Source organism: Niallia sp. FSL W8-0954 (assembly GCF_038005605.1).
GTDB lineage: Bacteria > Bacillota > Bacilli > Bacillales > Cytobacillaceae > Niallia > Niallia circulans_A.
This window is the reverse complement of record NZ_JBBOTN010000001.1, coordinates 4,543,240-4,560,534: the sequence shown is the minus strand read 5'-3', so window position 1 is coordinate 4,560,534 and position 17,295 is coordinate 4,543,240. Positions and strand designations below refer to the sequence as shown.

Sequence of the window (17,295 nt, the reverse complement as noted above, 5' to 3'; positions counted from 1 at the left end):
GAGTTAAGAAATGTTAGATAGGCCGACATACATTTGGGAATCGATTGATTTTTTGAATCGATTTATTATGAAGAGCCGCCAAAGGTACGCAGAAGAGCATGGACTAACTGCTCCTCAAGCGCGTCTCATCCTAGAAGTTTTCCTTCATAAAAAAATAAGTGTGAAGGAGCTTACCCAAAATCTGCGTATCACACAAAGTACTGTTTCGGATATTGTAGAACGACTGACAGAAAAGGGCATTCTGATAAAGAAACCGAATCCGAATGACAAACGCTCCGTTCAGATTATGTTAACAGAAAGAATGGTAAAGAGAATTGAAGAAAAATCCCCAAAGCCCAATCAACAAATAATGGGATCCGTCTTAGATCATTTGCAGCCAAGCGAGCAAGCAAAAGTTGAAGAAGGAATGAGATTATTGGTAGCCGCTGTCGGTAAGAAACTGGAAGCAGACGGTATTGATGATTTAGAAGATTTCGAAGTATTATTTTTGCCAAAGGAAAAGAAATGCAAATAAAAAAGTCGGGTCTAGGACCTGACTTTTTTGCATGGAATGTATTTTTGCGACTTAAAAGCTTGTATCTATTGAAAAAGGAGGATGCTTCCCGTAACAGAGAGAAGTTCTCTGAGCTATTGGACGAAAGTTCTCCTAGCTAACAGAGAAAGGTTTTCAGCGCCCTTTATCGCCAGCATCCAATGTTTCCAGTAACAGAGAACACCTCTCTAATCCCATTTCCCCAGGTATCCTTAGCAAAAGGTAACATAGGAAGTCTCTCCGTTCCCTTTTGTTACTCTACTCATATATTCGGTAACAGAGCAGGCTAAGTGCCATAATCCCTTAAGCTAACAGCCCCAAAAAAGTTATCCAACATTATTTTTCCTGCTCTCATCCTCCGCAACCCGCACGCTAAATTCACTAATATATTCTTCTTTCTTATGGTAAAGCCCCACCGAGAATGTTTCGTAAATGTCGCTGGTCACGGTTAAGTTTTGTTCCTGGACATAGTGAAGGAGCTTTTGCAAGGTTTGAAAATACTCTGTAAATATGGAGGATTTTAATTTGATACATACATATGTCCCCTTCGGAATAACTGCTCGCTCTGCTTCATTGGAAAGGCTGGATAGCTGTTTTCGTAAAGGGACTGGTGTGTAAAGATAGCTATAAGTGATCTCTTCCACTTTTTCATATTGTTTGAATGGAATAATGGAGCCATAGCCATTGTTGCGAAACTCTTCCTTTGTTGCTTTCTTTAGGTTGCTATAGGAAGGATTAAGAATGTTCTGTGGTCCAATATTTTTAACGCTTGTTTGGATAATGGCCTGTTCTTCCTTTTCCATTAGGATGATTTCTCCAAACGGATATTCTTGTCTTTGCAATTCTTCGCGGAGCTCTCGAATGGACTGTTGCGTCTCCAGTAAAGAAGCAATTTTTTCAGATATTAGCTCTTCTTGTTTTTCCAAAAAAGCGACGAAATCCAAGTTATCTGTTTCTTGGATTTCTTTAATCTGCCCAAGAGGTGTGCCGATTGAAATAAGCAATTTAATAATATCAAGACGGTATAATTGAGTATCCCGATAATAACGATAATTCGTTTGGGGATCGACATAAGCAGGCTTAAATAAGCCGATTTTATCATAATGGCGAAGTGCTTTAATGGTAATATTCGCTACTTTTGCGACTTCTCCAATGGAGTAAAGTTTCTCTTCCATCTTAATCAACTCCATCCATTCTAAGATTTAGCTAATGATTTTTGTCTCCAAATAAGAGTCAAGGCGATACCGATCGCTAAAAAGACAGCTGCGAAATAGAAAGGATAATTTAAATCAATATCGAATAATATTCCTCCAATAATCGGGCCAAATACATTACCAATGCTTGTGAACATGGAATTCATCCCGCCAACAAAGCCTTGTTCGTCTCCCGCGATTCTAGAAAGATAGGTCGTCACGGCTGGTCGCATTAAATCAAAGCCAACAAAAACGATAATCGTAACAAGGAGAATGAGAGAGTACGAATGTACGATCGTTAAAAGCAAGACTAGTATAGTGGAAAAAAGCAGGCTGTATCGAATTAACAGAATTTCGCCCATCCACTTTGTCAATTTTTCAAATAAGGCTACTTGTGCAATAACCCCAACCGTTGCCCCACCTGTTATGATAATTGCAATATCCTTTGGCGTAAATCCAAATTTATGATCGACGAAAAGCGAGAATAGTGATTCAAAGGAAGATAATCCAAAGGATGAAATAAAGATAATGAGAAAAGAAATAAAATAGATAGGCACGAAAATTCGCTGCCAGCCCACCTTTTCTGCATTTGCTTGATTTTCCTCTGTACGTCGCTCAGGTTCCCTTAAGGCGAAAAAGGAGAGAATCGCAGCTGTAAAGCCTAAGATTCCGGCAAAATAAAAAGGCATACGCGTCCCAATTTCTGCTAAAAATCCGCCAATTCCTGGGCCAATGATAAATCCAGTGGAAATAGCAGCAGACATATAGCCAAGTGCTTTCGGTCTAGCTTCCATTGTAGTAATATCGGCAATAAAAGCCGTAACAGCAGGCATAATAAACGCCGCACTAATCCCGCCAAGCACACGTGAAAGAAAAAGAATACTGACCGTTTTCCCAAGTCCGAATAATAATTCAGACGCTCCGAAGATAAGTAGTCCAATGACAATCATGCGCTTTCTACCAAATTGATCGGCCCAGCGACCAGCTATAGGAGAAACAACAAGCTGGGCAATCGCAAAAGCTGCCACCATGTAACCAACAATCGCTCCAGAAAGATGAAGCTCAGTCATAATCGTAGGAGTTACAGGAATAACCAGACCAATACCGAGAAAGGCAATGAATAAATTTATAAGTAAAATAGAAAGAGTAATATTCTGTCTAAGCATAATGTTCGTCTCCTTAAGAAGTATCTACAAACATTAAGTGTAAACTCTCCTCTAAGGGTAGAGTCAATGGGTTTGCTATTTTCTGTCAGATTAATAATAATTTTTACACTATTTACAAGGAATATCCAAATGCTTAATCTAAGATTAGGAGTATGAAAAATGGGGAGGGGAAAATATGAGACCAAATCTTACGAAAGATATCAGTATAGATAGTTTTAAAGATTTTTATTGGTTAAAAGAGGAATTACAATCTTTTTGCAGGGAAATTGGAATAAGTGTTTCAGGTTCAAAAATAGAGATTTCCGATAGAATTGAAACATTTCTTCGAACAGGAGAGATAAAGAAGCCGATTAGAAAGGTAAAGATAAATAGTAAGTCAGAGATACAGGCCGATTTAAGTCTTGATACAATCATTTCGGAAAATCATCGTTGTAGTCAAAATGTAAGAGCCTTCTTCAAGACAGTTATTCCTAATTTTCATTTTTCTACGTATATCCAAAATTATTTTAAAAACAACATTGGAAAAACATATCGGGATGCAGTAGACGCTTGGTATAAAGAAGAAGAACGAAAGAAGGACCCATCATACAAGAAAATAATCGCTCCTCAATTTGAATACAATCAATTTATTCGTGATTTTTTTGCCGACATTAATAATCAAGAGAAGAGTCGTGAGGAAGCAATTGAAGCTTGGAATAATATTAAAAAACTTCCTGGAAGCAATAAATATACGTCAAATAATTAGCCATGCACATCTTAACATTTATACAGTGGTGTGGTTTGATTTTAGACAGGCAGAAGACTATTTCCACGCCCTATTTCTGTTTTTCGATCGATCCAACCAGCATTTCAGTACTATGCCGCGATAACTACTATTTTAAGAGAAGAAATCTTTCTTTTCTCCACGTTTCTTAGCTTTCTATGGGCATTATCATACTTTTCATAGACCCACTACAAGGCATCGTTATTTTAAACGATGCCTTGTAGTGGAATAAAATCATAACTTTCTAATTATCCCCCATGGATAATATCGACAACATGCTAAGGTAGAATAGGTTTGTTCAGCATAGAATCTTAGTCCCCTCCTTATAAGCAAAAAGAGAACTCGGTCCAATAACCTCATCAAAGGGCACGAAATTCTCGCTGTTTCGATACTTTCCAGGAGACACGCCGATGATGGAGCGGAACACTTTGGTGAAATAGTTTCCATTGGAGTAACCGACTCGTAAGGCAATTTCTTCAATGGTTAAGTCCTGTTGTTTCATTAATTCAATGGCTTTATTTAACCGGATTCTTGTTAGGAAATTCATAGGGGTGATTTGCATAATGGACTGAAAAAGTCTGGAAAAATGATATTTGCTAAGTCCGGATGCTTCGACAATATCATCTAAAATGATTGGATTTGCATAATTATGTTGAATGTAACGCACGGCATTGGATATCGATTCTGGTATGGTTTTATTGGAATGGCTTGTATGCATAAGATAGCGTTTAAGCTCCATGATGAATGTATAGGCAAGGGAAGAAGATTCAAAGGCATCTTTAATTTCTTCATGAACCGCTTTATCAAAAAGCTTAAAAATAAGCTGATTTGGATAGGCGTTATCGTCCAAACGAAGAATATTTCCATGCTCTTTCACTATTTCATGATAGCTTCTCCACACTTCTTCCCCATATAAAGTGATATGAATAAACTCCCACTCTTGACTATCCTTTGGAAGATAATAGGTATGATCACTAGGGATATTGACGAAAAAAGCGTATCCGGGCTTTAAGCGAACTTTCTGATCTTGGATGATGATTTCTCCTTCTCCTTGCAATGTATATTGAAAAATAATCTTCCCCTTCTCTGATCGTTTAAGCCCATCCCAATAATAGGAAGCACTATTCCTTTTCTCCCATCCTAACGTATAAATACCTGCTATTCGTTGTTGTTGCTTTTCAGGAAAACGAAAAAAGTAAGTGCGATAAGTAGTTAATGGATTATTTGACAGCAACATTTTACCACCCTTTCAAAATATCTTACCATTGTAAGTCTTTCTGTCGCATTTTAAGATGAGTATAACAAGGGAATGTTGTCTGAAAAGTGGATAATTTGTAAATTTTTTGTATAGCAAGATTTGTACTATTTCCCTTTAGCACTAACGAAATAAGGAGGAAGATATGTCGAAAATCACTTTTTTAGGAGCAGGGAGTACGATATTCGCCAAAAATCTACTAGGAGATTGTATGCAGGTAGAGGCATTGCAGGGATTTGAGTTTGCACTCTTTGATATTGATTTAGAGAGATTGAATGATTCATTTATGATGTTGCATCAATTAAAGGAAAATTTAGATGCAAATATAGCGATACATTTATACACAGATAGAAAAGAAGCTTTAAGAGGAGCTAAGTATGTTATTAATGCCATTCAAGTAGGGGGATATCGGCCAAGCACAGTTATTGATTTTGATATTCCGAAGAAATATGGACTGCGGCAAACGATTGGAGATACGGTTGGAATAGGAGGCATCTTTCGCAGCTTAAGAACTGTACCAGTTATGTTTGATTTTGCAAATGATATGGAGGAGGTGTGCCCTGACGCTTGGCTGTTGAACTATACGAATCCTATGGCTGTGTTAACAGGGGCGATGTTAAGGAACACCGCTATTAAAACCGTTGGATTGTGTCATAGTGTGCAGGTATGTGCCGATCGTTTATTAGATGCATTGGGAATGGCTAAGGAGAATGTCCAATGGAAGATTGCGGGGATAAATCATATGGCTTGGTTGCTTGAAATAACACAGCACGGCAAAGATTTATATCCAGAAATTAAAGAAAGGGCAAGGGAGAAGCAGAAGGTCCTTCATTCGGATAAGGTACGTTTTGAATTGATGGAGCGATTTGGCTATTACGTTACGGAGTCATCGGAACATAACGCCGAATATCATCCATACTTTATAAAGAAGAATTATCCTGAACTAATAGACTATTACCATATCCCGCTAGATGAGTATTTACGCCGCTGTGAAAAACAAATAGAAGGATGGGAAAAACGAAAAGCGGAGTTAGTTGGAAATAAACATGTCACTCATAAACGCACCCATGAATATGGTTCCTACATCATCGAAGCAATGGAAACAGACAACTCTATTAAAATAGGCGGAAATGTGCTGAATACAGGTAGATTGATTAGTAACTTGCCAGAAAAGGCATGTGTAGAGGTTCCTTGTTTGGTGGATGCAAGCGGGATTCTCCCGACCTATGTAGGAGATCTGCCAGAGCAATTAGCTGCACTAAATCGCACAAATATTAATACACAACTACTAACAATCGAAGCTGCCATCACGAAAAAGAAAGAGTATATCTACCAGGCTGCATTGTTAGATCCCCATACAGCTTCTGAACTGTCCATTGATGAAATCGTACAATTATGTGATGAATTAATTGAAGCACATGGTGATTGGCTGCCTGCTTATTCTTAAAATAGCTGTTTACAAAATGCGCTTAATCAAGCTGAAAGATGGAAGGTAGGTGAGGGGTGTGGATAGCTCGTCCGCTATAGAAAAAGCAGCACAGATGAAGATAGCAAGGAAAAGCGAGAAAAAGAAAATAGTAAGGAAAATAAGAAAAAATTGGGATCTTTATTTATTGATAATTCCGATTATTGCATACTTTATTATTTTTAAATACATCCCAATGTATGGTTTGCAAATTGCGTTTAAGGATTTTATTGCAGTCGATGGTATTTTCAATAGTCCATGGGTTGGATTGGAACACTTTGAGCGTTTTTTTCAGAGTTTTTATTTTGAACGATTACTCTCGAACACGCTATTAATTGGTTTATATGAATTAGCGGTAGGATTTCCAATTCCGATTATTCTTGCCCTCATGATTAATGAAGTAAAGAATAAGTACTTTAAATCTTTTATCCAGACAATTACATACGCGCCCCATTTTTTGTCTGTCGTGGTAGTAGTAGGAATTCTTTATTTATTCTTATCTCCACAAACAGGCATTATCAACCAGCTAATCGTCATTTTAGGTGGAGAGCCGATTTACTTTATGGCAGAACCTGCATGGTTTAAAACAATCTTTGTATTTTCTGGAGTTTGGCAGAATATGGGGTGGAGTTCGATCATTTATTTGGCAGCTCTGTCAGCGATTGATCCACAATTACAAGAGGCAGCCAAAATAGATGGCGCAAGCAGATTGCAGCGGATATGGCATATCAATCTTCCGAGCATCAAGCCAACTATCATCATTATGTTGATTTTACAATGCGGTAGCATTCTTGGTGTAGGATTTGAAAAGGTCTTTTTAATGCAGAACTCTTTAAATATGAGTGCATCAGACGTAATCTCGACCCATATTTATCGGACAGGTATATTGGGAGCTGATTATAGCTACTCTACGGCAATTGGTTTATTTGAATCCTTTGTTAATTTGATTATTTTATTACTGGTGAATTATACGGCTCGGAAGGTAAACAAGGTCAGCTTATGGTAAGTACAGTGTTTGGGAGGGAAAATCCTTCATGTTAAAAAGAGAAAGTGTTCGAGACAAAGTGTTTGTGGTGGTAAATTATACCCTTTTAGCAATAATTGCCTGTCTAATGATTTATCCATTAATTTACGTGTTAAGTGCATCATTTAGTAATCCAGCACGTACGGTTTTAGGGGATATTTGGCTATTCCCGAAAGAGCTGACAGTAGATTTGTATGTGAAGGTATTTCAAAATGAAAAAATCTTAATCGGCTATCGAAATACTATTATCTACACAGTGTTTGGAACATTTATTAATTTATTGTTTTCCGTTATGATTGCTTACCCTTTATCACGGAAAGATTTTTACGGACGAAATATGATTACTGTTTTTATTATGATTACAATGTTTTTCAGCGGGGGCATGATTCCTACCTACTTATTAGTGAAGGATTTAGGAATGCTGGATACAATTTGGGCAATTGTTTTACCTGGCGCCGTTTCGGTTTATAACGTGATTATTATGAGGACATTTTTTCAAAGTATCCCAAATGAACTGCATGAGGCAGCATCCATTGATGGATGTGGAAATATATCCTTTCTGCTGAAGATTGTCATGCCGTTATCAATGCCCATTATCGCCGTAATGACATTGTTTTATGGAGTGGGGCACTGGAATGCCTACTTTGATTCCCTTATTTATTTAAATGATGAAAGCAAATTTCCATTGCAGCTTTATTTAAGACAAATGCTGATTCAAGAGGATATGTCTGGCATGTCGAGTGCAAGTGACAATGCCATTTCAGAGCATTTAATGCAAATTGAAGGACTTAAATACGCAGTAGTTATTGTAGCAAGTTTGCCTATGTTAGTGCTTTATCCATTTCTGCAAAAATATTTTGTAAAAGGTGTCATGATTGGTTCAATAAAGGGATAAATGAGGAGGAGAAAAAATGGTTAAGTTCAAAAGAAGGAAATTTATTACGGTGACAACAGCTTTAGTAATGAGTGCTTCCTTGCTAGCAGGGTGTCAAAAGAGCGCATCTTCTGATAAAAAGGAGAATAAAGTGACGACAGAGTCTGTTGACAATGTGAATAAAGAAGGATTTCCAATTGTCAAAGAACCGATCGATTTAACATTTTTCACAGGAAAATATGAACCGAATCTTGATGACTATGAAGAAACATTGGTGTTTAAAACATATCAGGAAAAGTCTGGCGTGAATGTGACCTTTAATGAGGTGCCTTTTGCAACGCTAACAGAGAAGCGAAACCTTGCTCTTGCAAGTGGTGAGTATCCAGATGTCTTCTATTCTTCGCGGATTCCATCAGCAGATCTCTATAAATACGGCAAGCAAGGAATTTTTATGCCGCTAAATGACTTGATTGAAGAATATGCACCAAATATTAAGGCTGCCATGGACAAGCATCCAGATATAAAGAAAGGTTTAACGATGCCGGACGGAAATATTTATTCACTCCCTTCTTACTATAGCCCGGAATTTTTGCCGATGCTTATTGGTAAACCAATTTGGATAAAAGGAGAATGGTTAGAAAAATTAGGGATGGATGAGCCGAAAACGATTGAGGAATTTTATCAGTATTTAAAGGCTGTAAAGGAAACAGATCTTAATGGAAATGGCAAAAAGGATGAGATTCCATTAAGTGCGACAAGTATTGCCCAAATTATGGACTCGATTAAAGGCTCTTGGGGTGTTGGCACAAGAGGATTAGGTCATAAATTTGTCGATGTGGATCCAGAAACAAATGAATTAAGATTTTTCCGCACAGACGACCGTTTTAAAGAAGTGCTCGAATTTATTCATAAATTGAATAAAGAAGGACTGATTGACGGAGAGATTTATACGATGGATGACAATAAATTGAATGCGAAAGGCTCGCAAGGAATTTTAGGAACAGCGATCGTTCCGAATCCAGAGACAGTCTTCACTAATCAGAAAGACTACATTGGTTTAGGCGGATTAAAGGGACCTCATGGTGATACATTATACAGTCATGTGAAATCACCTCTTGTACATGTTGGAGCATTTGCGATAACAGATAAAAATAAGAATCCGCAAGCGACTATTCGTTGGATTGATTATTTCTTCGGGGAAGAAGGGGCAACATTGCAATTTATGGGAGTAGAAGGAGAAACGTATGAAAAAAATGGCGATGGGAAACCTCAATTCACTGAAAAAATTACCAATAACCCAGATGGATTAACTTTTGACCAAGCTCTAACACCGTATGTTACCTGGATGGGAGGAAGTTATCCTGGGTATGTACAAGAAAAGTATTTTGGTGGATCAGAAGCTTTACCAAGCTCTGTAGCTGTTGGAGATAAAGTACAGCCAGATGCTCCAAAAGAAATCTGGAATGGTTTTAACTACACGGATGATGAGTTGAAATTCAAGCTAGCTACAGGAACTGATTTAGAAACATTTATCAATGAAACAGAAGCTGCATTCATTGCAGGAGATAAAGACTTTAGCGAATGGGATCAATATGTAGAGCAAGTAAAACAAATGGGGCAAGATCAATATTTAGAAGTAGAAAAAGCAGCTCATGACCGTTACCAAGCTAATTAAAATAGTTAAGCGCTGAAATAAGCTAGCCTAATAGGAATAGTTAGCTCAAGGATTTATCTTTAGCGACTATTCCTTAAGCTGTGGCATTTTCTGTAGATGTTAAGAGGAAAAGAAATCGGAATATGTGCTCAAAAAGGGAGAGGAAAAGATGGATGGACTTTTTGCTCGAGTGTACCATGGGAGTCAGATAGTCGCAAAATTAATGTATGTAAATGCGCTTTGGGTTGGCGGAATCATACTTGGAGGGGGGATATTCGGCTTATTCCCAGCCACTATCGCTTTGTTTTCGGTTGTGAGAAAATGGATTATGGGAGATAAAGACCTTCCAATTATAGCGACATTTTGGCGTTACTATAAATCGGATTTTAAAAGAGCCAATATATTAGGCTATGCCTTATCCCTAATAGGGTTTTTTCTCTATTTTGATTTGAGGTTTTTTCAGACAGAAATGAATCCAGGTTATGGAATTATTAGTCTGATATTTTTATCCTTACTGTTTTGGTTTTGTGTGGTCTTATTATATATTTTCCCTGTATATGTCCATTATGATTTTTCGCTAGTTCAATATGTCAAACACGCCATTATTCTTTCCTTTGCACGCCCTCTCCAAACGATGGCCATGCTAGTTGGAATTATCGCTGTCTATTTGTTGTTTCAATATATACCGGGGCTAGTGTTTTTTATAGGTGGAAGTTTACTAGCGTATATTTTAATGTTTTTAGCGTCTTTTTCGTTTGCGAGAGGCTGAATAACGAAAAAACGTCTGAAAAGGTAGCTTTTCTAGACGCTTTTTTTGGTGTGTCTATAAAAAGTAAAAGCAATTTAAGTTCTATGGCTGTCGATACTTTTGAAATCTAATTCCATTGTCACCTGTGTTGCTTAATTTTCTTCTTAAACTTATTACATCCTTATAAATTTTCATGCTTATGATGATCAAGGACGTACTCAATATACTTGATAAAATCGTGCTCGCAAATAACAGCCAGATGATTTTCTTGGCACTATTCCATAACATTGTGACACCCCCTAGTTAGAAGGTATTGTTTGTAAAATTAAGAGTGATTATGCTGTTTTTGGGCTTGATAAGTTCTTCCATTTATAAACCGAATAGAAAAACAGCTTTAAGTGCAAAATACACTTAAAGCTGTCCTCTAATACTTACTCCCCAGTCATCAATTTCTTACCATCCTCTTTCTCCGGCAAGTAAATCTGCTGACTAGGCAAGGCAATTTCAATTCCATGTTTCTCTAGAATGCTAAGTATCTGTAAATTTGTATCTTCTTTCACCGCTAAGTATTCAGCCCAAACAGTTGTCTTCGTAAAAAAGTAGACAAAGACTCCTAATGAATAATCGCGGAAATCGGTAAATCGAACCATTATCGTATCAGGATGTACACCTGGATGTGCATGAAGCATAGCTTCAATTTCTTTTAATGCTGTTTTGAGCTTTTCATTTGGTGTACGATAGGAAATGGCTAGTTCATAATCAATTCGTCGTTTTGACATCTTCGACCAGTTTGTAATAGCTTCATTGGAAAGCTTCGAGTTTGGAACTGTCACGATGGTATCCGCAAATGTCCGAATTTGCGTACTTCGGAAGGAAATATCCTCAACAGTTCCTTCTACTGAAGGTGTCTGAATCCAATCTCCCTTTGCAAACGGCTTTTCGGTAATAATGACAACCCCGCCAAAGAAGTTAGCGACAGTGTCCTGGGCAGCTAAGGAGAAGGCAAGACCTGCAACTCCGAGACCAGCGACAAAGGCGCCAATTTGAATATGCCATGTATCTAGAATACTCACAGCTGTAAAGATAACGACAAGCATACGGAAAATTCTTCCTAAGAATGGAATAAGCATACTATCAGCATCTAACTTTGTTCGTGATATCATTCGTTCAAACGGATTCGATTGATCGGAAAAGTAATTAAAAATTCCCCAGCCAATTAAAGCGATTATAAACGATCTAAAGACTTGTTGAACAAAGTTAAAGGTTGTAATCGGGAATGGTAAGTAAGTTAAAGCCAAATAAGTTCCAAGTATGACCCAGAACCAGCGTAGGGGCCTTTCATATGCTAAGAAAATTTTTGAAACAATATCTACAGGTAATTTTTTTACCAATGCTAAGATTAATTTATAAATGTACTTAGTAAATAGCTTTCTAAAACCTAAGAAAACTAAAAAGATTAACAAAGCGATACCTAAATCAATCCAGTTAAACCGCTGAAAAGCAGTTATAAATCGCTCTGATTGTGACCACACTTGCAAATTACCCATTAAAAAATTCACCTCGCCCATCATTATAGCATAGGAATACCCGGACTCTTATCAATTCAATCAATGGTAAATAAACTGTAATATGAGAAAAGTATTTTTAACTCTTTTTCATGAAGAAATTGACTTGAAAAAATCTCTTTTATTATCTAGTTTTTTAACAAATATATATAACAGAATAATGTATGTACTTACATTAAAGTAAAAAAATTATAAATCACTAAAAATTACTATGGCAAATAGAAAGAAAAGATGTATAATGGACATAGGTTCTCTATAAAGAACGAATATTCAATGAGTGTAATTTTATAAAGCACGAATAATCTGGGAGGTATTCTATTTGGAAGGAATAAAGTCGGTTAAAGAGATTTTAGCTATTTTGAAAAAAAGAATGTTACTTATTATGATGGTATCCATTGGAGCTGGCATTGTAAGCGGCTTATATACTAATTATAAAATAACGCCACTCTATCAAAGCAGCTCACAGCTTTTGGTTAATAAGAATATTGAAAAAGTCGTTGATGTCAGTGAACTGGATGTAAGATCCAATATGGATTTAATCGATACATATATTGTTATTATCAGAAATCCAGTCATCTTAAATGATGTGGTTGAAAAGCTCCAATTACCAATAACGGCAGAGCAATTAAGTAGTCAAATCCAAGTTGCTAAACAAGATTCTACACAAGTTTTAAATGTAACAACTACAGACACTAATCCAGAACGAGCTGCAAAAATTACCAATACTACTATTACTACTTTTTTAGAAAAATTGCCATCCCTAATGAAGGTTAATAATGTGCAAATAATGAATGAAGCAATAGTAAATGAAAAGCCAATCAGCCCTAGTATAACTGTTAATATAGCAATTGCGGTTGCTTTAGGGGGGATTATGGGAGTGGGATTAGTCTTATTATTTGCCTTTTTGGATACGACCGTAAGATCAAAATCAGATTTAGAAAAATTAAATATAAAGGTAGTTGGAACGCTATCTGCTATTTCTGAAAAAGACAGAATCCCTCAATCACTTATGGAATCCTTAAAAGCAGAAAGGAGATCGTTAAATGTCACCACTACCGAAACGGAAATCTAAATTAGAAAGGGTAAGTAATCTATTATCCCACCTAAAACCCAAATCGCCAATCAGAGAACAATACCATGCAATACGTGCTAGCATTCAGTTAGCTATTAATGAAAATCAGATTAAAACCTTAGCAATTGTATCAGGAGAAGAATCAGAAGGAAAATCTACCTTTTCTGCTAATCTAGCAATTGCCTTTGCAGAGGTAGGAAAAAGAGTTCTTCTTGTAGACTCCAATTTTCGTCATCCAACATTACACACATCATTTGAAGAAAATAATGAAATTGGTTTAAGCACTATACTAGTAAACAGGGATAGGCTAGAAGAATGTGTAATAGAAACACCTATTGACCATCTTGACCTGTTAACGAGTGGACCTGTGCCTCCTAACCCATCAGAATTACTCGGTTCACCTGCAATGGAGGTGTTAGTAAGTAACGTATCCCACCAGTACGATATGGTTATATTTGATACGCCATCACTAGTATCTGTCGCTGATTCTTTATTACTATCGAATATATCAGACGGGGTATTAATGGTTGTGCGCAGCAATAAAAACAATATAGAAACCGTTGAATTTACACGGGATATGCTTTCGAATTCTAAAGCGATTTTTTTAGGTGCAGTGCTTAATGATGAGCGTGTGAGTAAAAGGCAGCGTAAAAAAGTGAGAATAAACTAGAGCTGAAAAGAAAACTGCTTAACTTAAGCGTTTTTTATAAATAAACTCCATTCGACAAAAAGTGCTATTTCCTTCTATTAGATACATTGTTATAATGACGATTAGTCAATCGTTCTTCAAAAAGAACGATTTGCTTTTAATGTAAATAAAGTATTTTAAATTAAATCTTTTATGATCTTACAATATAGACCTTTATAAGGCTATATATTTTTGAAGATTCGTTCTTTATTAAGAATATTATGGTTTTTTGGTGATGTCTCTTAACCAATATCAATAGAGGCACTCGGTCACGCTGTGGGTAGAATAAAGGCTCTACCTTAGCGCTAGTCTGCAAAAGTGTGATGTGAGGGGAGGTTAAATGCCTTATTTAAGAAATTTTAACGAAGGAAACAAGTTCGTTTTCTTCGTTAAGTTTTTTTAAAGAGAAATAAATATTATTATCATTGTTACTAGATAAATAATATTTATTGTAACTAGAACATATTAATTAGCAGTTAACAAGAAAGCTGGTGAAAGTAGTTGTCGTTAGGAGAAAAATCATTAGTAAGAGAATTAAATGTAAGGACAGAAGTAGTGCTGATCAAAGAGCAGAAAGCTTATCTTCTTTTCAAAAGGGTCTTCGACATTCTCTGTGCCATCATAGGGCTGCTTATACTTTCGGTATTATTTTTCATTATTGGATTATTAATAAAGCTCGAGGACAAACAGGGATCAGTCTTTTTTAAACAGACGAGAATTGGAAAAGACGGAAAACCCTTTGAGATGTATAAGTTCCGTTCTATGGTATCCAATGCAGAAGACCTTAAAGCCTCGTTAATGGATAAAAATGAGGCTACTGGTCCTGTGTTTAAAATAAAGGACGATCCAAGAGTAACAAGAATCGGCAAATTTATCCGCAAGACTAGTATCGATGAACTTCCACAGTTAATAAATGTTTTAAAAGGAGAAATGAGTTTAGTAGGACCAAGGCCTTCCCTTCCCCAAGAAGTTGCTGCCTATTCATCATATGAAAGACAAAGATTAAAGGTAGTTCCAGGCATCACCTGCTATTGGCAAGTTGGTGGAAGAAGCAGTCTTAGTTTTAGTGAATGGGTAGAGCTTGATCTTAAATATATAAGAGAAAGAAACCTATTTATTGATTTTAAGTTAATCATTAAAACCTTTTTTGTCCTATTTGGATCAAAGGATGCGTTTTGAGTGGAGGGATGAAGAAATGGAAACGTCGGTAATTATCCCGACCTATAAGCGGACAAATGATTTAAAAAGATGTTTAGAGGGATTATGCAGACAACTTCATAAACCTGATGAAGTAATAGTGGTAGTTCGTGATACAGATAACCAAACTGCAAGCTTTCTAAAAGACTATCAATCTATTATTTCTATTAAACAAGCAATCGTAACTCGACCAGGTCAAGTTGCCGCATTAAACGAAGGGCTGCAGCAGGCTGCAGGAGAATTCATTTGTATATTAGATGATGATACAGTGCCGCATACTCACTGGCTTCAAAAGATAATCGATATATTTAAAAGTTCTGAGCAAATTGGCGGGGTCGGTGGGCGTGACTGGGTAGTTCACGGCAACCACAAAGAAGTGGAAAGGAAAGATCCTGTTGGAAAAGTACAATGGTTTGGTCGTGTCATTGGAAATCACCATCTAGGGTATGGAGAAGCTCGGGATGTAGATGTTTTAAAAGGAGCAAACATGAGCTTTCGCCGTAAGGCAATTGCTGGATTATCTTTTGATGAAAGATTATTAGGGCAGGGAGCACAAATACATAATGATATGGCATTTAGTTTAAGTGTAAGAAAGCGGGGATGGAGGCTGGTATATGACCCGGAAGCAGCAGTGGATCATTATCCAGCTCCGCGATTTGATCTCGATCAGAGAGGGGAATTTAATAAGGAAGCGTATTTACAAGGGGTATTTAATGAAACTTTGATCTTATCTGAATATATGTCAAATCCGATCCGAAAATTATTATACATAGGATGGTCTATAATGATTGGTACATCTGACAGACCGGGAATATTACAACTTATTCGACTTTTAAAGAAAAATCCAAAATCCAACTTCCAAAAATTCTCCGTAAATATTCATACTCGATTAGGATTTCAAAAAAAATTAAAAACCATAGTAAGGAGTTAAGCTAGATGAAAAAGAAACTAGCGATTGTTGCCCATAACATAAACAATAGAGGTGGAATGGAAATTCATCTCTCAGAGATGATTAGGCGACTAAGTAATGAATATGAGATCACTGTTATTGCTTCTGAATTAAGTGGGGAATTTAGCGAAGTTAAATTCATAAAAATTCCAGTTCCACAGAGACCTGTTTTTCTAAAAAGTGTACTTTTTGCGGTTATAGCAAGTCTTGTTTTGTTTATTAAAAAATATGATTTAGTTCATACAACAGGTGCAATAGTTTTTAACCGAGTAGATATGTCTACTATTCATTTTTGCCATCGGGCATATAGAACTCTTGGACTAAATGATCGTCTCAAACATACAAAATCATTTGCTCATAAAATAAATTCTTGGCTACAAGGCAATTTTGCTTTATGGATGGAAGGGGTTTGTTATCAGCCAGACCGTATTCCGCATCTAGTAGTCGTTTCTGAACATGTTAAAAAAGAAGTTTTAAAGCATTTTCTTTATAAAGAAGATGATATAAGTATTATTTATAACGGGGTTGATGTTTCAGCTTTTAGACCAGCATCTATTGAAGAGAAAAAGCATTATAAGAAAAAATTAGGAATTCCTACAGAGGCTTTAGTATTCGTTTTTGTTGGTGGGGATTGGTCAAGGAAAGGTCTAAGAATTCTATTAGAGGCTTTTCAAGAATTATTATCGAGGAATGCAGAACTAAAGGCAAAAGTATTAGTAGTAGGAAAAGGGGACAAATCAGCAATATTGAAAGATTTTTCTAAGGAGGTAACCGATCATATTATTTTTCACGGCTTCAAAGAGAATCCAGCCGATTTATATAGATTGTCAGATATATATGTTCTCCCTAGCTTATATGAAACGTTTAGCATTGCATCATTGGAAGCAGGGGCATGTGGTTTACCAGTCATTATGACTTCTGTTGGTATTGCTAATATAATTGCCGAAGATAACATTACAGGGTATACCGTTGACAGAAATAAGGAATCGGTTTTAGAAGCAATGGAAAAATTAGCATTAAATCCAGAATTAAGAGACAAGATGTCATTCCAAGTTAGACAACGATCGCTAAATATCACTTGGGATGATACGTATAAGTTATTTCAAAAGCAATATGAGAATTTAATTGATGTGTCTTAAAAGTGAGGGCT

General features: G+C 36.5%; 17 protein-coding genes. 12 read left to right on the top strand and 5 right to left on the bottom strand.

What is annotated here, in order from left to right; genetic code table 11:
- The first annotated feature begins 10 nt into the window (after positions 1 to 10).
- The gene (locus NX902_RS22270; RefSeq protein WP_095332595.1) at positions 11 to 514 is read left to right on the top strand and encodes a MarR family winged helix-turn-helix transcriptional regulator; all 504 of its coding nucleotides are present in this window, start codon (positions 11 to 13) and stop codon (positions 512 to 514) included.
- Positions 515 to 858: 344 nt separating this feature from the next.
- Here NX902_RS22270 and NX902_RS22265 read toward each other — a convergent pair whose 3' ends face one another.
- On the bottom strand, positions 859 to 1,707 hold the full coding sequence (locus NX902_RS22265) for a MerR family transcriptional regulator (RefSeq protein WP_164463726.1): 849 nt from the start codon (positions 1,705 to 1,707) through the stop codon (positions 859 to 861).
- Positions 1,708 to 1,727: 20 nt separating this feature from the next.
- Entirely contained in the window at positions 1,728 to 2,891 is a 1,164-nt protein-coding gene (locus NX902_RS22260) for an MFS transporter (RefSeq protein ID WP_341123367.1), read from the bottom strand.
- Positions 2,892 to 3,066: 175 nt separating this feature from the next.
- On the opposite strand from NX902_RS22260, the gene NX902_RS22255 reads away from it, so the two are divergent.
- Positions 3,067 to 3,636, top strand: a complete 570-nt coding sequence (locus NX902_RS22255; RefSeq protein ID WP_163186353.1) for a DUF6434 domain-containing protein — start codon at positions 3,067 to 3,069, stop codon at positions 3,634 to 3,636.
- A gap of 316 nt (positions 3,637 to 3,952) precedes the next feature.
- On the opposite strand, the gene NX902_RS22250 is transcribed toward NX902_RS22255, so the two are convergent.
- Complete coding sequence (locus NX902_RS22250) at positions 3,953 to 4,888, bottom strand: AraC family transcriptional regulator (RefSeq protein ID WP_341123366.1); 936 nt, start codon at positions 4,886 to 4,888, stop codon at positions 3,953 to 3,955.
- A gap of 166 nt (positions 4,889 to 5,054) precedes the next feature.
- Between NX902_RS22250 and NX902_RS22245 the strand changes: the two genes are divergently transcribed.
- From NX902_RS22245 to NX902_RS22225, 5 genes are all read left to right on the top strand, one after another.
- Entirely contained in the window at positions 5,055 to 6,356 is a 1,302-nt protein-coding gene (locus NX902_RS22245) for an alpha-glucosidase/alpha-galactosidase (RefSeq protein ID WP_341161022.1), read from the top strand.
- 94 nt (positions 6,357 to 6,450) lie between these two features.
- A complete protein-coding gene (locus tag NX902_RS22240) occupies positions 6,451 to 7,380 on the top strand; it encodes an ABC transporter permease (RefSeq protein ID WP_123259173.1) in 930 nt (309 codons plus the stop codon).
- Between the two features lie 28 nt (positions 7,381 to 7,408).
- Positions 7,409 to 8,293 carry a carbohydrate ABC transporter permease gene (locus tag NX902_RS22235; RefSeq protein WP_123258448.1) on the top strand — a complete coding sequence of 295 codons (885 nt, stop codon included), beginning with the start codon at positions 7,409 to 7,411 and terminating at the stop codon, positions 8,291 to 8,293.
- A gap of 16 nt (positions 8,294 to 8,309) precedes the next feature.
- Entirely contained in the window at positions 8,310 to 9,947 is a 1,638-nt protein-coding gene (locus NX902_RS22230) for an extracellular solute-binding protein (protein WP_303982419.1), read from the top strand.
- Between the two features lie 148 nt (positions 9,948 to 10,095).
- Entirely contained in the window at positions 10,096 to 10,695 is a 600-nt protein-coding gene (locus NX902_RS22225; protein WP_095332610.1) for a YesL family protein, read from the top strand.
- An 81-nt stretch (positions 10,696 to 10,776) separates the two neighbouring features.
- Here the strand turns inward: NX902_RS22225 and NX902_RS22220 are convergent, their stop codons facing one another.
- A complete protein-coding gene (locus NX902_RS22220; protein ID WP_095332612.1) occupies positions 10,777 to 10,962 on the bottom strand; it encodes a hypothetical protein in 186 nt (61 codons plus the stop codon).
- A 143-nt stretch (positions 10,963 to 11,105) separates the two neighbouring features.
- Positions 11,106 to 12,221, bottom strand: a complete 1,116-nt coding sequence (locus NX902_RS22215; protein WP_123260343.1) for a mechanosensitive ion channel family protein — start codon at positions 12,219 to 12,221, stop codon at positions 11,106 to 11,108.
- 337 nt (positions 12,222 to 12,558) lie between these two features.
- On the opposite strand from NX902_RS22215, the gene NX902_RS22210 reads away from it, so the two are divergent.
- The 5 genes from NX902_RS22210 to NX902_RS22190 all read left to right on the top strand — a co-directional run bounded on the left by NX902_RS22210 (position 12,559) and on the right by NX902_RS22190 (position 17,284).
- Entirely contained in the window at positions 12,559 to 13,311 is a 753-nt protein-coding gene (locus NX902_RS22210; protein WP_095332616.1) for a YveK family protein, read from the top strand.
- Positions 13,283 to 13,981, top strand: coding sequence for a CpsD/CapB family tyrosine-protein kinase (locus NX902_RS22205; protein WP_123258445.1), 699 nt, complete (start codon positions 13,283 to 13,285; stop codon positions 13,979 to 13,981). The genes NX902_RS22210 and NX902_RS22205 overlap by 29 nt, the downstream gene beginning before the upstream one ends.
- Positions 13,982 to 14,554: 573 nt before the next feature.
- Entirely contained in the window at positions 14,555 to 15,178 is a 624-nt protein-coding gene (locus NX902_RS22200; protein WP_235850330.1) for a sugar transferase, read from the top strand.
- Positions 15,179 to 15,194: 16 nt separating this feature from the next.
- A complete protein-coding gene (locus NX902_RS22195) occupies positions 15,195 to 16,127 on the top strand; it encodes a glycosyltransferase (protein ID WP_144547099.1) in 933 nt (310 codons plus the stop codon).
- Between the two features lie 5 nt (positions 16,128 to 16,132).
- On the top strand, positions 16,133 to 17,284 hold the full coding sequence (locus NX902_RS22190; protein ID WP_095332624.1) for a glycosyltransferase family 4 protein: 1,152 nt from the start codon (positions 16,133 to 16,135) through the stop codon (positions 17,282 to 17,284).
- Positions 17,285 to 17,295 lie beyond the last annotated feature (11 nt).

Bases quoted from the DNA above. Each gene is read 5' to 3' on its own strand.
- NX902_RS22270 (WP_095332595.1), top strand. From the start codon at position 11: ATGTTAGATAGGCCGACATACATTTGGGAATCGATTGATTTTTTGAAT.
- NX902_RS22265 (WP_164463726.1), bottom strand. From the start codon at position 1,707: ATGGAAGAGAAACTTTACTCCATTGGAGAAGTCGCAAAAGTAGCGAAT.
- NX902_RS22260 (WP_341123367.1), bottom strand. From the start codon at position 2,891: ATGCTTAGACAGAATATTACTCTTTCTATTTTACTTATAAATTTATTC.
- NX902_RS22255 (WP_163186353.1), top strand. From the start codon at position 3,067: ATGAGACCAAATCTTACGAAAGATATCAGTATAGATAGTTTTAAAGAT.
- NX902_RS22245 (WP_341161022.1), top strand. From the start codon at position 5,055: ATGTCGAAAATCACTTTTTTAGGAGCAGGGAGTACGATATTCGCCAAA.
- NX902_RS22240 (WP_123259173.1), top strand. From the start codon at position 6,451: ATGAAGATAGCAAGGAAAAGCGAGAAAAAGAAAATAGTAAGGAAAATA.
- NX902_RS22235 (WP_123258448.1), top strand. From the start codon at position 7,409: ATGTTAAAAAGAGAAAGTGTTCGAGACAAAGTGTTTGTGGTGGTAAAT.
- NX902_RS22230 (WP_303982419.1), top strand. From the start codon at position 8,310: ATGGTTAAGTTCAAAAGAAGGAAATTTATTACGGTGACAACAGCTTTA.
- NX902_RS22225 (WP_095332610.1), top strand. From the start codon at position 10,096: ATGGATGGACTTTTTGCTCGAGTGTACCATGGGAGTCAGATAGTCGCA.
- NX902_RS22220 (WP_095332612.1), bottom strand. From the start codon at position 10,962: ATGTTATGGAATAGTGCCAAGAAAATCATCTGGCTGTTATTTGCGAGC.
- NX902_RS22215 (WP_123260343.1), bottom strand. From the start codon at position 12,221: ATGGGTAATTTGCAAGTGTGGTCACAATCAGAGCGATTTATAACTGCT.
- NX902_RS22205 (WP_123258445.1), top strand. From the start codon at position 13,283: ATGTCACCACTACCGAAACGGAAATCTAAATTAGAAAGGGTAAGTAAT.
- NX902_RS22195 (WP_144547099.1), top strand. From the start codon at position 15,195: ATGGAAACGTCGGTAATTATCCCGACCTATAAGCGGACAAATGATTTA.
- NX902_RS22190 (WP_095332624.1), top strand. From the start codon at position 16,133: ATGAAAAAGAAACTAGCGATTGTTGCCCATAACATAAACAATAGAGGT.